The sequence below is a fragment of the Citrobacter sp. genome, from assembly GCF_050252275.1.
Classification (GTDB): domain Bacteria; phylum Pseudomonadota; class Gammaproteobacteria; order Enterobacterales; family Enterobacteriaceae; genus Citrobacter_A; species Citrobacter_A amalonaticus.
Map to the genome: position 1 here is coordinate 1 of NZ_JBFWLF010000094.1, position 14,357 is coordinate 14,357.

Sequence of the window (14,357 nt, forward strand, 5' to 3'; positions counted from 1 at the left end):
CCAGCGGCATTCGGCGCAATGTTGATAAGCGACATGCGCAGTGTGCCTATCTGACTGTTCAGCCGTGCGGGCGTATTGGAGCCCGGTAGCAGGTAAACACCACGGGTGGATTTAACGTTCAGACTGTTTTGCTGAGTAATCTTCACGGTTTCCTGATTAAGCTGATTCATCTCTTTATTCAGCGTTGAAACGCTTTGATGCATCTGGCGCACTTCGCTTTGTTGCGCGCAGGCGCTCAGACTAAAGAGACTTCCCACCAGGAGAATTCTTAGGTAACGTCTTGTCATCTCTCTTATTTCCTGAATAGTCGCGATACCATAATGGTAGTTCGTAATATGATCAAAGACATCGATCCATTGTCTCAAAAGCGTTGCGCCTTTGTTGTCACGTCAGTTCAGGTTAAAATAGATTTCTGTTAACCACCTGGTCAGGACGCCGTATGCATTGCCCATTCTGTTTCGCCGTAGACACTAAGGTAATTGACTCTCGTCTTGTGGGCGAGGGCTCTTCTGTACGCCGCCGTCGGCAGTGTCTGGTTTGTAATGAACGTTTCACTACCTTTGAAGTGGCAGAACTGGTAATGCCACGCGTTGTGAAAAGCAACGACGTGCGCGAACCGTTTAATGAAGAAAAGCTGCGCAGTGGAATGCAACGCGCGCTGGAAAAGCGTCCGGTGAGTTCCGATGACGTCGAAATGGCGTTGAATCATATTAAGTCGCAACTGCGCGCCACCGGCGAACGTGAAGTCCCCAGTAAGATGATTGGCAATCTGGTGATGGAACAATTGAAAAAACTCGATAAAGTCGCCTATATCCGCTTTGCCTCGGTTTACCGCAGCTTCGAAGATATTAAAGAATTTGGCGAAGAGATCGCTCGCCTACAGGATTAAGCCATGCAGGATGAGTTATACATGGCGCGAGCGCTGAAGCTGGCGCAGCGCGGGCGGTTTACCACCCATCCCAACCCTAACGTCGGCTGCGTGATCGTCAATAACGGCGAGATTGTCGGTGAAGGTTTTCACCATTGCGCGGGCGAACCGCATGCGGAAGTGCATGCCTTGCGCATGGCGGGCGAAAAGGCCAAAGGGGCCACTGCGTACGTCACGCTTGAGCCCTGTAGTCATCATGGCCGCACTCCGCCGTGCTGCGACGCGCTGATCGCCGCGGGCGTTTCTCGCGTGGTGGCGGCGATGCAGGACCCGAATCCACAAGTGGCGGGACGCGGATTATACCGTTTGCAGCAGGCGGGCATTGACGTCAGCCACGGGCTGATGATGAGTGAAGTCGAAGCGTTAAATAAAGGTTTTCTCAAACGGATGCGCACCGGGTTTCCGTATGTGCAACTGAAACTCGGCGCTTCGCTGGACGGCCGTACAGCGATGGCCAGCGGCGAAAGTCAGTGGATTACCTCTCCCGAGGCGCGACGTGATGTTCAGCGTCTACGCGCGCAAAGCCATGCCATTTTAACCAGCAGCGCGACGGTGCTGGCGGACGATCCGCAGCTCACCGTGCGCTGGTCAGAACTCGGCGAGGCGACACAAGCTCTTTATCCGCAGGATGCCGTGCGTCAGCCGGTGCGAATTGTGATAGACAGTCAGAACCGCGTAGCACCGGAGCACCGCCTGGTACAGCAGCCAGGAGAAACCTGGATTGCGCGCACCAAAGAAGACGCACGCGTCTGGCCCGATTCGGTTCGCACGATTTTGGTGCCGGAGCATAACGGGCATCTGGATCTGGTGGTGCTGATGATGTTGCTCGGCAAACAGCAAATTAACAGTCTGTGGGTGGAGGCCGGGCCGACGCTCGCCGGTGCGCTCTTGCGGGCCGGAGTGGTTGACGAGCTTATCGTCTATCTTGCGCCTAAACTGTTAGGCAGTGACGCCAGGGGATTATGTGTGTTGCCAGGGCTTGAGAAACTGGCTGACGCCCCCCATTTCAAATTCAATGAGATACGCCAGGTAGGCCCGGACGTTTGCCTGCATTTAACCCCTGCGTGAGGCTTTCGAATTATCGAATTAGTGGAAGCAGCGCACAGAATATTATGATAAAATCCGCCCCCCTTACGGGGCCATATCGAACCCGAAGGAAGAATATGAACATTATTGAAGCTAACGTTGCTACTCCGGACGCTCGCGTCGCCATCACCATTGCGCGTTTCAACAACTTTATCAATGACAGCCTGCTGGAAGGTGCGATTGACGCCCTGAAACGTATTGGTCAGGTCAAAGATGAAAACATTACCGTCGTTTGGGTTCCGGGTGCCTACGAACTGCCGCTGGCAGCAGGCGCGCTGGCGAAAACCGGTAAATATGACGCGGTGATTGCACTGGGTACGGTTATTCGTGGCGGCACAGCTCACTTCGAATATGTCGCTGGCGGTGCAAGCAACGGCCTGGCGCATGTCGCTCAGGACAGCGAAATTCCGGTCGCCTTTGGCGTCCTGACCACCGAAAGCATTGAACAAGCTATCGAACGTGCTGGCACCAAAGCTGGCAACAAGGGTGCGGAAGCTGCACTGACCGCGCTTGAAATGATTAATGTATTGAAAGCCATCAAGGCCTGATTTTTGTAAGGGGAAATCCGTGAAACCTGCTGCTCGTCGCCGCGCTCGTGAGTGTGCCGTTCAGGCGCTCTACTCCTGGCAGTTGTCCCAGAACGACATCGCTGATGTTGAATACCAGTTCCTGGCAGAACAGGACGTGAAAGATGTTGACGTCATGTACTTCCGTGAACTGCTGTCCGGGGTGGCGACTAACAGCGCGTACCTGGATGGCCTGATGAAGCCTTACCTGTCTCGTCTGCTGGAAGAGCTGGGTCAGGTGGAAAAAGCCGTACTGCGTATTGCGCTGTTCGAGCTGTCTAAACGCAGTGATGTGCCATATAAAGTGGCCATCAACGAAGCGATCGAACTGGCAAAAACGTTCGGCGCGGAAGACAGCCACAAGTTCGTCAATGGCGTTCTGGATAAAGCAGCGCCTGCGATTCGCCCCAACAAAAAGTAATCTCCAGGCCGTCAGTGAAGTGGAAGCGATTCCTCTCCCCTGGCGGCTTTTTCTTTTTTTCTGCTGAGGCATAACGTATGGCATGCGGCGAATTTTCCCTGATTGCCCGTTATTTTGACCGTGTCAGAAGCTCTCGTCTTGACGTCGAAACCGGTATTGGCGACGACTGTGCACTTCTGAACATCCCTGATAAACAGACGCTGGCAATCAGCACCGATACGCTGGTGGCGGGCAACCACTTCCTGACCGACATTGATCCTGCCGATCTGGCGTACAAAGCGCTGGCGGTGAACTTAAGCGATCTGGCGGCAATGGGGGCCGATCCGGCGTGGCTGACGCTGGCGATCACCCTGCCTGAGGTGGACGAACGCTGGCTGGAAACCTTCAGCGACAGTCTGTTTGATCTCCTGAATTATTACGATATGCAACTGATTGGCGGCGACACCACGCGGGGTCCGCTGTCGATGACATTGGGTATCCACGGCTTTGTTCCTGCCGGGCGCGCACTGAAACGCTCTGGGGCGAAACCGGGTGACTGGATTTACGTGACCGGCACGCCGGGTGATAGCGCCGCAGGTCTGGCGATTTTGCAGAACCGTTTGCAGGTTGCCGATGAGGGTGACCGCGAATATTTGCTCAAACGTCACCTGCGTCCGACGCCGCGTATTTTGCAGGGCCAGGCGCTGCGCGATCTGGCCAGTTCAGCGATTGATCTCTCTGACGGACTGATTTCCGATCTTGGGCATATTGTTAAAGCCAGCGCCTGTGGCGCGCGCGTCGATCTCGATGCGTTGCCGTGGTCAGGCGCGATGACGCGTCACGTCGAGCCCGAACAGGCGCTGCGCTGGGCGTTGTCCGGTGGTGAAGACTATGAGTTATGCTTTACGGTACCTGAACTGAACCGCGGCGCGCTGGAGGTGGCTATGGGACAGCTTGGCGTTGCCTTTACCTGCATTGGGCAGATGAGCGCGGATGTGGAAGGGATTCATTTCATGCGTGACGGAACGTCTGTCACTTTTGACTGGAAAGGATATGACCATTTTGCCACGCCATAAAGATGTCGCCAAAAGCCGCCTGAATCTGCTTAACCCGTGGCATTTACTGGCGACCGGGTTTGGTAGCGGCCTCAGTCCGATTGTTCCAGGTACGATGGGATCGCTGGCGGCGATTCCCTTCTGGTATCTGATGACCTTTCTGCCGTGGCAACTCTATTCACTGGTGGTGATGCTGGGCATCTGTATCGGCGTCTATCTTTGCCATCAGACGGCAAAAGACATGGGCGTGCACGATCACGGCAGTATCGTCTGGGATGAATTCATCGGAATGTGGATCACGCTGATGGCGCTGCCGACCCTCGACTGGCGGTGGGTCGCCGCCGGGTTTGTGATTTTCCGTATTCTGGATATGTGGAAGCCGTGGCCGATCCGTTGGTTCGATCGCAATGTACATGGCGGGATGGGGATCATGGTGGACGATATTGTCGCCGGAGTGATTTCCGCGGGGATCCTCTATTTCATCGGACATCACTGGCCGATCGGGATTATTTGACGGGTGATGTCGGTGCCGGATGACGGCGTTAACGTCTTATCCGGCCAGGGATCGTGTGCGTAGGCCCGATAAGCGAAGCGCCATCGGGCAATGTGAGGCTATTTAAATCCGGCGATCGGATGCGGTTTATACGGTGTTTCCAGCTCGGCGATGTGCTCGGGTTTCAGCGTGAGATCCACGGCGTTCAACAACTCATCGAGCTGTTCTTCCCGCGATGAGCCGATAATCGGCGCGGCAATCCCTGGTTTGCTTAACAGCCACGCCAGCGCCACCTGGGCACGCGTTGCGCCAAGCTCTTCGCTCACGCCGGCCAGCCGGGCGGCAATTTGCGCATCATTTTCGTCGCTTTCGCTATACAGCTTTTTCCCCACTTCGTCAGAAACCAGGCGCGCCGTGGTTTCGCCCCACGGACGCGTCAGACGCCCGCGGGCCAGCGGGCTCCACGGGATCACCGCCACACCTTCCTGATAGCACAGCGGCAGCATTTCGCGTTCTTCCTCGCGGTAGATGAGATTGTAGTGGTCCTGCATACTGACAAACTGCGCCCAGCCGTGCTGTTTTTGCAGCGCCAGCGCCTGGGCAAACTGCGACGCATGCATTGATGACGCGCCGATATAACGCGCTTTACCGGCCTTGACCACATCGTTTAACGCTTCCAGCGTCTCTTCAATCGGCGTGTTGTAATCCCAGCGGTGAATTTGCAGGATATCGACGTAGTCCATCCCCAGCCGTCTCAGACTGTCATCAATAGAACGCAGGATTTGCGCGCGGGATAATCCTTCCGGCAGGTCATCCACCCGATTAAACACTTTGGTGGCGACCACCACCTCATCACGACGGGCGAAATCGCGCAGTGCGCGACCGACAATCTCTTCACTGCTGCCGGCTGAATAGTTGTTCGAGGTATCGAAAAAGTTGATGCCGCCCTCAAGGGCGCGCTGGATGATAGGGCGACTGCTCTCTTCGGGAAGCGTCCAGGCGTGGTTTCCACGATTCGGCTCGCCGAACGTCATGCATCCCAGACAAAGGCGGGAAACCCGGAGGTCCGTTTTTCCTAAGATGTTGTATTGCATTATTTCGCTCCTGTTATGCTCGTTATTCAGTAAGCATAGCAGGAGCGAAGTGGTGATTATGCCAACCAGGCCTTGATTTTGGCCTCAATGCCTGCGGCATCCAGACCCAACCCGGCGCGGGCTTCATCCTGAGTTCCTTGTGGAATGAAAAAGTCCGGCAGGCCAATATTCAGGACAGGAACCGGTTTGCGGTGCGCCATCAGCACTTCGTTCACGCCGCTACCGGCCCCGCCCATAATGGCGTTTTCTTCCAGCGTCACCAGCACCTCATGACACGCTGCCATTTCAAGGATCAGGGCTTCATCCAAGGGTTTCACAAAGCGCATGTCGACCAGTGTGGCGTTGAGGGATTCCGCGACTTTCGCCGCATCTGGCATTAGCGTACCGAAGTTGAGGATCGCCAGCTTTTCGCCGCGACGCTTCACCACGCCTTTTCCGATCGGTAGTTTTTCCAGCGGTGTCAGCTCAACGCCGACGGCATTTCCACGCGGATAGCGCACTGCCGTTGGGCCATCGCTGTAGTGATAACCGGTAAACAGCATCTGGCGGCATTCATTCTCATCGCTCGGGGTCATGATGACTATGTCCGGGATGCAGCGCAGATAGGAGAGATCGAACGCCCCCTGGTGCGTTTGTCCGTCAGCCCCGACAATCCCCGCACGATCAATCGCAAACATGACCGGTAGCTTTTGGATCGCCACATCATGAATCACCTGATCGTATGCGCGTTGCAGGAACGTTGAGTAGATAGCGACAACCGGCTTGTAACCGCCAATCGCCAGTCCGGCAGCGAAGGTCACCGCGTGCTGCTCGGCTATCGCCACGTCAAAGTAGCGGTCCGGGAATTTACGCGAGAATTCGACCATGCCGGATCCTTCGCGCATGGCTGGGGTGATCGCCATCAGCTTACTGTCTTTGGTCGCCGTTTCGCACAACCAGTCGCCGAAGATTTTCGAATAGCTCGGCAGACCGCCGCTGCTTTTCGGCAGACAACCGCTGGACGGATCGAATTTCGGTACGGCGTGGAAAGTAATGGGGTCTTTTTCCGCCGGCTCATAACCCCGACCTTTCTTGGTCATGATATGCAGGAACTGCGGACCTTTCAGGTCGCGCATGTTTTTCAGCGTGGTGATAAGTCCCAGGACATCGTGACCGTCGACCGGGCCGATGTAGTTAAAGCCCAGTTCTTCAAACAGCGTGCCGGGCACGACCATGCCTTTGATATGTTCTTCGGTGCGTTTGAGCAGTTCTTTAATCGGCGGTACGCCAGAGAATACTTTTTTTCCGCCTTCGCGCAGGGAAGAGTAAAGTTTACCGGAGAGCAACTGCGCGAGGTGATTGTTCAGCGCGCCGACGTTCTCAGATATCGACATTTCGTTGTCGTTGAGGATGACCAGCATGTCGGGTTTGATATCGCCCGCATGGTTCATCGCCTCGAATGCCATCCCGGCGGTAATCGCCCCGTCGCCAATCACGCAGACGGTACGACGATCTTTACCCTCTTTTTCCGCAGCAACCGCCACACCGATGCCTGCGCTGATCGAGGTGGAGGAGTGACCCACGCTCAGGACGTCGTATTCACTTTCACCGCGCCACGGGAACGGGTGCAGGCCACCTTTCTGGCGGATAGTGCCAATTTTATCGCGACGACCGGTCAAAATCTTGTGCGGATAAGCCTGATGACCCACGTCCCAGATGAGCTGGTCAAACGGGGTGTTATAGACATAGTGTAGCGCCACAGTCAGCTCGACCGTGCCCAGCCCGGAGGCGAAGTGTCCGCTGGAACGGCTGACGCTGTCGAGTAAATAGCGGCGCAGTTCGTCGCAGAGTTTCGGCAGACTCTCTTTTGGTAGCAGTCGTAACTCCTGGGTGGAGTCGACCAGTGCCAGGGTAGGGTATTTGGCGATATCAAAACTCATCAGAGGCCTTTAAGTAAGACAGAGTGTTTATTTATTACGCTGGATTATGTAGTCCGCTAGCGCTTCCAGTGCCGAGGTATCGAGTGACTGTGCGGCCAGTTGGTTTAGCGACTGGCGAGCCTCTGCGATTAAATCCCGGGCTTTATTCCGGGCTTGCTCAAGGCCCAGAAGTGCAGGATAGGTACTTTTGCCAAGCTGCTGATCGGCGCCCTGACGTTTACCCAACGTTGCAGTATCGCCCACCACATCCAGAATGTCATCCTGAACCTGGAATGCCAGACCGATACTTTCTGCGTATTTGTCGAGTATTGGCAGTGCATTTCTGCCTTTTTCTCCGGCACTTAACGCCCCCAGGCGAACCGCGGCGCGAATTAACGCGCCCGTCTTATGACGATGGATTTTCTCCAGCGCCTCCAGCGGCACCTGTTTACCTTCGGCGTCGAGATCCAGCGCCTGACCACCGCACATTCCGGCGATGCCACTGGCGCTCGCCAGCTCGGAAATCATTGCGATTCGATCGCGGTCAGCAACTTCCGGCATCGGGGCGTCGCTGATAATCGAGAATGCCAGCGTTTGCAGGGCATCACCCGCCAGAATCGCATTGGCCTCGCCAAACTTGACGTGACAGGTCGGCAGGCCGCGACGCAGATCGTCATCGTCCATTGCAGGCAGATCGTCATGGATCAGCGAGTAAGCATGAATGCACTCAACGGCGGCTGCCGGGGCATCCAGCGTGTTCAGGCTGATACCAAACATCTGACCGGTGGCATACACCAGAAACGGACGCAGACGTTTACCGCCTAATAATGCGCCATACTGCATGGTTTCGACCACGGGAGTGTTCTGAAAGGGCAGTGGGGCAATAAAACGGCTCAGCGCCTGGTTGGCCTGCTCGACGCAGGCCTGAAGCTGCTGCGAAAAATCCATTTACTCGTTATCCGCTGTAAAAGGCGTAGGGGATGCGTCTTCATTGTCAGACAGCAGAATTTGCACACGCTGTTCAGCCTGTTGCAATTTCACCTGACCCTGACGTGCCAGCTGCACGCCACGTTCGAATTCGTTCAGCGCCTCTTCCAGCGGCAGATCGCCACTTTCCAGACGCGTTACAATTTGCTCCAGCTCGTTCAGCGACGTTTCAAAGCTGACCGGCGCCTCATTTTTCTTCGCCATAATAAATGTCGGACTCTCAGTATTTTCAGCCCTGATATGGTAACGGACTCAGAGCAATTATCAAATTTACCCACCCAACTTCAGGCTGCATGTACGTTGGCCGCATTCGCTCACTCCAGCCGCTTACGTGTTTAGCGCCAGGGGATATTCCCCTTTGCCGCCCGCCTGCAACTTGAATTATTGAGGGTATAACGCGCAATGTGCACAGGAATCGCGTGATAGTGGTATACTTCCGCGCCTGGATGCAGCCGCTTAACGGGGTTGCTGTACTATTTTCTCCACGACAAGCCGTAACTGGCTTGCTAAAGAACCATTGCCGCCATGAAGTTTATCATTAAATTGTTCCCGGAAATCACCATCAAAAGCCAATCTGTGCGTTTGCGCTTTATAAAAATGCTGACCGGGAACATTCGTAACGTTTTAAAGCACTATGATGAGACCCTCGCCGTGGTCCGTCACTGGGATAACATCGAAGTTCGCGCGAAAGATGAAAACCAGCGTCTGGCGATCCGCGACGCGCTGACCCGTATCCCGGGGATTCACCACATTCTCGAAGTTGAAGACGTGCCGTTTACCGATATGCACGATATTTTCGAGAAGGCGCTGGTGCAGTACCGCGATCAACTGGAAGGCAAAACCTTCTGCGTGCGCGTTAAACGTCGCGGTAAACACGAGTTTAGCTCTATTGACGTGGAACGTTACGTAGGCGGCGGTTTAAATCAGCATATTGAATCGGCGCGCGTGAAGCTGACCAATCCAGACGTTACTGTGCATCTGGAAGTGGAAGATGATCGTCTGTTGCTGATCAAAGGCCGTTACGAAGGGATCGGCGGTTTCCCGATCGGGACCCAGGAAGACGTACTGTCGCTGATCTCCGGCGGCTTCGACTCCGGCGTTTCCAGCTATATGCTGATGCGTCGTGGCTGCCGCGTTCACTACTGTTTCTTTAACCTCGGCGGCGCGGCCCATGAAATCGGCGTTCGTCAGGTGGCGCACTATCTGTGGAACCGCTTCGGCAGTTCGCATCGCGTGCGTTTTGTCGCCATCAACTTTGAACCGGTGGTCGGCGAGATCCTCGAGAAAGTGGATGACGGCCAGATGGGCGTGGTACTGAAACGTATGATGGTTCGTGCGGCGTCGAAAGTGGCGGAGCGCTATGGCGTGCAGGCGCTGGTCACCGGCGAAGCGCTGGGACAGGTCTCCAGCCAGACGCTGACCAACCTGCGTCTGATCGATAACGTCTCCGATACGCTGATTCTGCGTCCGCTGATCTCTTACGATAAAGAGCACATCATCAATCTGGCGCGCCAGATTGGGACTGAAGATTTTGCCCGCACCATGCCGGAATACTGCGGCGTGATTTCAAAAAGCCCAACGGTGAAAGCCATCAAGGCGAAGATTGAAGCGGAAGAGCAGAACTTTGACTTCAGCATCCTCGACAAAGTGGTCGAAGAAGCCAGTAATATCGATATTCGCGACATCGCGCAGCAGACCCAGCAGGACGTGGTGGAAGTTGAAACCGTCAGCGGTTTTGGCCCGAACGACGTGATTCTGGATATCCGCTCCATCGACGAGCAGGACGATAAGCCGCTGAAGGTAGAAGGTGTCGATGTGGTTTCACTGCCGTTCTACAAGCTGAGCACTCAATTCGGCGATCTCGACCAGAATAAAACCTGGCTGTTGTGGTGCGAGCGCGGCGTGATGAGTCGTCTGCAAGCGCTGTATCTGCGCGAACAGGGCTTTGAGAATGTGAAGGTGTATCGCCCGTAATCGCGATTTTCCCCGGCCATCCGCGCCGGGGGAATCTTACTCCTGCAGATGAAGCGCTTCGACGCTTCTCACTAACTGCCCGGCAATCTGCGGCATGTCGTCTGCACTGAAGAACCCCATCGTTACGGCAATCGCCACCAGCTCTCCCTTTTCATTCCGTAGCGGACAGGCAATCGACTGTGCGCCAGGGATCCCCTGTGTCGGATGGTGACGCACCGCGTAGCCCCGAGAGCGTATCTGCTCGATCAGTTGTGCCTGCGCCTGGTTTTGCGGCTGATAAGTGGAATAACTCATGAATACCTGACCCGCTGAACTGGCGTGAAGCGGAACGGGCGTGTTGGGTAGAAAATCGATATCTACATTACGGAAGCTGCGATTGTAGTGCTTCAGCACTAATCCGCCGTCCGTCTCAACCACCACGCCGGTAGAGTGGTTAAAGGTATCGCGAAACGCGATCAGCGCCGTATTGAGTTCACTCACCGGATCGCGTGCTGCTGTTGGATTCCCCGCCATCTGAAGAAGGGTTGACCCCAGGCAGTAAAGTCCTTTTTCATTTTGCCCCAGCATACCGGTTCGACAGAGTGAGACCAGATACTTGTGTAAACGACTTTTCGACAGATTGCATCCCGTGGCGATATCGATGGCCCGTGTCTGGCCGTTTTGACTGGCAACAAACGCCAGAATATTGACGGCGATATCAACCGAATTGACCCCTTGCGATGTTTCAGCCATATGCGTTCTCTTTTTTGATTCTTCGCGAGTATACCATCGCGGCTGAAATCAGTACTGCCTTCGCAATTTAAAAAGCGTACTACGCCTAAATGGTTAGATGTTGACCTGGGTCAGGTTAATCACTGGTGAACCTTGGTTAACTAATAATGAACTATTTTAGAGGCAAGAACATGGACGCATTGAGCAATATCCGCTTAAAAAGAAGAACCCTGTTAAAAGGGTTCGGTGTGGTGGGGTTATCTTCATTAGCACCGACGTTTCTGACGCTACGTCAGGCTAACGGTGCGCCTTTACCCCGATTTCGTCTTAAGCAATCGGACTACCAGACGTTCCGCTCGACCTGTGCGATGGAATGTTTGCACTGCAACCTGACGGCGTACGTCTGGAAAGACCGGTTAATGAAAATTGAAGCGACGAAAGGCTTCAATGTGAAGTGCTGTTTACGGGGAATTAGCCGTACCAAATGGGTCTATCACCCATTACGGCTGACGCAGCCATTGTTGCGGACGGGAGAAAAAGGCGAGGGAAAATTTAAACCGATCACCTGGGACGCCGCGCTGGATCTCATTGAAAAGAACATCCGGGAGACCATTGCCACTGAGGGCAATAAAGGGTTACTGCTCACTGCCGCTTCCGGGAACATGGACTCCATCAAGAACGATATGGCCAAAGCCTTTTTCGATTATCTTGGTGGCAGTACCAAAACCGCGGGGTCGCTCTGTTGCGCGGCGGTCACTGCGGCGATGATGCCGATGGTTGGCCTGCGCTATGCCGATACCCGCGATACCATTGCAGACAGCCGCTACATTTTATGTTGGGGGAATAACCCGGCGGTCACCATGCATGCCTATTTTAAAAACTACTCACAGGCGCAGAGAAACGGCGCACGGTTGGTGGTGATCGATCCGCGATTTAACGAAACGGCGGCCAAAGCCGACGAATGGGTGCCGATCGTGCCGGGTACGGATATCGCCCTGGCATTAGGGATGATTAACATCATCATGCAGGAGAAACGCTATGACGCGGATTTCCTGCGCGCGCATACCGGTGCGGTTTATCTGGTGGATCCGCAGCAGCAACTGATGCGTGCCGACCCAAATGACGCGGACAGCTATCTGGTGTTTGATACCCAGAGTCAGACCCTGAAACGCCATGATGCGCCCGGCGTAATACCCGCATTGCTCAGCGAGGAATTACCTGCCAACAGTGAATTCACCACCGTGCTGGATAACGTCTGGGCGCAGGCAAAACCCTGGACAGCACAGAGAGTGGAGGAGGAGACTGACGTGCCCGCGCAGACGGTGCTCCGTCTGGCACGAGATTACGCTGCAACGCAACCGGCGATGATTGTTCAGAACATGTCGGGGGCACAGAGAACCGAGTTTGGGACTTACGTCGCTGCCAGCCAGTTCTATCTGGCGTTGATCACCGGCAATATCGGCAAAGCCGGGGCGGGGGTCTGCGATGCGGGTGGCGTCAGACAGATGGCAAAATTCTCGCCCATCGTTCCTCCGGCGCCAAATGCGGCCAAAATTCCCGCCATTCCTATTCCTAAAATTGGTGACTGGGTCGTTAATGAAAAACCGCATGCGATTAAGTTCTGGTGGAATATGACGCTGGGTGCGATGACCCAGTTACCCAATACCAACCAGGTCAGAGAGGCCTTTAAAAAGGTACCGTTTGTGGTGGTAGCCGACAATCTGATGAGTTCGTCTGCGCTGTACGCCGATCTGGTGCTCCCCGTCACGACCATTTTTGAGGATGTCAGCCTTATGGCGGGCGTGCGCAGTCACTATGTGCAACTGATGGAGAAGGCCGTGGAGCCGCCGGGAGAAGCCAAACCCGATTACTGGATTTTTGCCCGGCTGGCTGAACGCTTTGGTTTTGGAGAGGTTTTTAACCAGCCTATTGAGCACTATATCGACACCTGCCTGAAAGGCTCGGGCATTACCCGCGACATGCTGAAAAAGGGACCGGTGTGTCCCGTCGAAGATGACTGGATCCCGTTTAAAGACGGCCAGTTCCTCACCTCGACCGGCAAAGCGCATCTGTACATTGAGGAGTGGGCGAAGAAAGATTTCCTGCCGGTGGTGACCTGGAAGCAGGTGAAAGAATCGGTTAAAGGATCGCCTGAACTGGCTCAAACCTACCCGCTAATGGCGGTGCAGCGCAAACTGGCGCGCAGCGTACACTCCAGTCACGGGATGAATGAGTGGATCCTGGAGGTTCAGCGTAACCGCCCGAATGTGATGATCCATCCGGAAGATGCCCGTCAGCGAAAGATTCAGCCCGGAGAGTGGGTCGTGGTGTTCAATCACCGCGGTCAGCATCGGGCGATTGCTGACGTGACCACCCATATCAAACGCGGAGTGGTGAGTCTGGATAACGGCTGGTGGGAGCAGCAGGGCGGAAGCAGTAGCCATGTGACTAACGATCAGGTGGAAGTGTTGGGCAATGGACACTGTTGCAACAGTACGCTCGTCGATGTGAGAAGGGAGGCTTAATTGCATGAAACAGTATGGATTTCTTATTGATATGCAAAATTGCTACGGTTGTAAAACCTGTAGCATGGCCTGCAAATCAGAAAACATGACGCCGATGGGCGTTCTCTGGCGTCGGGTTCGTGAACGCCATACGGATGAACCCAATACGCAAGCCTTCATCAGTATGTCGTGCAACCACTGCGATGACCCGCAATGCATGAAAGTCTGCCCGGCAGGGACGTACAGCAAACGCGCCGACGGCATTGTCGTGCAGGATCACGATCGCTGCATTGGCTGCCGGATGTGCATCATGGCCTGTCCGTGGAGTGCGCCGGTGTACGATCCCGCAGAAGGGAAAACCAGTAAGTGCAATCTGTGTGCTGAACGTCTCGATGAAGGATTGCAGCCGCGCTGCGTAGAATCCTGTCCTGCAGGCGTATTACGTTTTGGCGAGATCGCTGAGCTGCGTAAGGAGCATACGACGCCATGGACGGTGCTGGAAAAACGCTACAACCTGCCCGATCACACGATTAGCCAGCCTAACATTGTCATTATTCCGCCGCGGGATTAAGGAGAACAACATGGAACAGTATGAATTGCCGTTGGTCTTCTTTACTGTCTTTGCTCAGTGGGGGGCTGGCGGGGTACTGGCGCTGACGCT

General features: G+C 54.9%; 15 protein-coding genes. 9 read left to right on the plus strand and 6 right to left on the minus strand.

Going from position 1 to position 14,357, the window contains the following annotated elements; translation table 11 throughout:
• Positions 1-287: DUF3251 domain-containing protein (locus AB7E14_RS10130; protein WP_428169500.1), on the minus strand; the 287-nt coding region annotated here is incomplete at its 3' end.
• Between the two features lie 152 nt (positions 288-439).
• On the opposite strand from AB7E14_RS10130, the gene nrdR reads away from it, so the two are divergent.
• From nrdR to pgpA, 6 genes are all read left to right on the plus strand, one after another.
• Positions 440-889, plus strand: a complete 450-nt coding sequence (gene nrdR, locus AB7E14_RS10135; protein ID WP_042324561.1) for a transcriptional regulator NrdR — start codon at positions 440-442, stop codon at positions 887-889.
• A gap of 3 nt (positions 890-892) precedes the next feature.
• Positions 893-1,996, plus strand: coding sequence for a bifunctional diaminohydroxyphosphoribosylaminopyrimidine deaminase/5-amino-6-(5-phosphoribosylamino)uracil reductase RibD (gene ribD / locus AB7E14_RS10140; RefSeq protein ID WP_428169501.1), 1,104 nt, complete (start codon positions 893-895; stop codon positions 1,994-1,996).
• 95 nt (positions 1,997-2,091) lie between these two features.
• Positions 2,092-2,562, plus strand: coding sequence for a 6,7-dimethyl-8-ribityllumazine synthase (gene ribH, locus AB7E14_RS10145; RefSeq protein ID WP_001021161.1), 471 nt, complete (start codon positions 2,092-2,094; stop codon positions 2,560-2,562).
• Positions 2,563-2,581: 19 nt separating this feature from the next.
• On the plus strand, positions 2,582-3,001 hold the full coding sequence (nusB, locus tag AB7E14_RS10150) for a transcription antitermination factor NusB (protein WP_042285962.1): 420 nt from the start codon (positions 2,582-2,584) through the stop codon (positions 2,999-3,001).
• Between the two features lie 77 nt (positions 3,002-3,078).
• Positions 3,079-4,056 carry a thiamine-phosphate kinase gene (thiL, locus tag AB7E14_RS10155; protein ID WP_043001598.1) on the plus strand — a complete coding sequence of 326 codons (978 nt, stop codon included), beginning with the start codon at positions 3,079-3,081 and terminating at the stop codon, positions 4,054-4,056.
• Positions 4,034-4,549, plus strand: a complete 516-nt coding sequence (gene pgpA, locus AB7E14_RS10160) for a phosphatidylglycerophosphatase A (RefSeq protein ID WP_043001597.1) — start codon at positions 4,034-4,036, stop codon at positions 4,547-4,549. The genes thiL and pgpA overlap by 23 nt, the downstream gene beginning before the upstream one ends.
• Before the next feature lie 98 nt (positions 4,550-4,647).
• Here the strand turns inward: pgpA and AB7E14_RS10165 are convergent, their stop codons facing one another.
• The 4 genes from AB7E14_RS10165 to xseB are packed head-to-tail and all read right to left on the minus strand — an operon-like array spanning position 4,648 to position 8,711.
• Positions 4,648-5,622 (minus strand): aldo/keto reductase, encoded by a 975-nt coding sequence (locus AB7E14_RS10165; RefSeq protein WP_043001596.1) that lies wholly within the window; start codon positions 5,620-5,622, stop codon positions 4,648-4,650.
• A gap of 56 nt (positions 5,623-5,678) precedes the next feature.
• Positions 5,679-7,541 carry a 1-deoxy-D-xylulose-5-phosphate synthase gene (dxs, locus tag AB7E14_RS10170; RefSeq protein WP_316961956.1) on the minus strand — a complete coding sequence of 621 codons (1,863 nt, stop codon included), beginning with the start codon at positions 7,539-7,541 and terminating at the stop codon, positions 5,679-5,681.
• Between the two features lie 27 nt (positions 7,542-7,568).
• A complete protein-coding gene (gene ispA, locus AB7E14_RS10175) occupies positions 7,569-8,468 on the minus strand; it encodes a (2E,6E)-farnesyl diphosphate synthase (protein ID WP_043001594.1) in 900 nt (299 codons plus the stop codon).
• The gene (gene xseB, locus AB7E14_RS10180) at positions 8,469-8,711 is read right to left on the minus strand and encodes an exodeoxyribonuclease VII small subunit (protein ID WP_042324547.1); all 243 of its coding nucleotides are present in this window, start codon (positions 8,709-8,711) and stop codon (positions 8,469-8,471) included. It lies immediately after the preceding gene.
• A gap of 321 nt (positions 8,712-9,032) precedes the next feature.
• Here xseB and thiI point away from each other — a divergent pair, with 321 nt between their 5' ends.
• On the plus strand, positions 9,033-10,481 hold the full coding sequence (gene thiI / locus AB7E14_RS10185; protein ID WP_043001593.1) for a tRNA uracil 4-sulfurtransferase ThiI: 1,449 nt from the start codon (positions 9,033-9,035) through the stop codon (positions 10,479-10,481).
• Positions 10,482-10,517: 36 nt separating this feature from the next.
• On the opposite strand, the gene AB7E14_RS10190 is transcribed toward thiI, so the two are convergent.
• Positions 10,518-11,213: an IclR family transcriptional regulator gene (locus AB7E14_RS10190; RefSeq protein WP_044267669.1), complete on the minus strand. Its 696-nt coding sequence runs from the start codon at positions 11,211-11,213 to the stop codon at positions 10,518-10,520.
• A 170-nt stretch (positions 11,214-11,383) separates the two neighbouring features.
• Between AB7E14_RS10190 and AB7E14_RS10195 the strand changes: the two genes are divergently transcribed.
• Positions 11,384-13,717 (plus strand): molybdopterin-containing oxidoreductase family protein, encoded by a 2,334-nt coding sequence (locus AB7E14_RS10195; protein ID WP_104446095.1) that lies wholly within the window; start codon positions 11,384-11,386, stop codon positions 13,715-13,717.
• 4 nt (positions 13,718-13,721) lie between these two features.
• Positions 13,722-14,267, plus strand: coding sequence for a 4Fe-4S dicluster domain-containing protein (locus AB7E14_RS10200; RefSeq protein ID WP_044258969.1), 546 nt, complete (start codon positions 13,722-13,724; stop codon positions 14,265-14,267).
• Positions 14,268-14,357 lie beyond the last annotated feature (90 nt).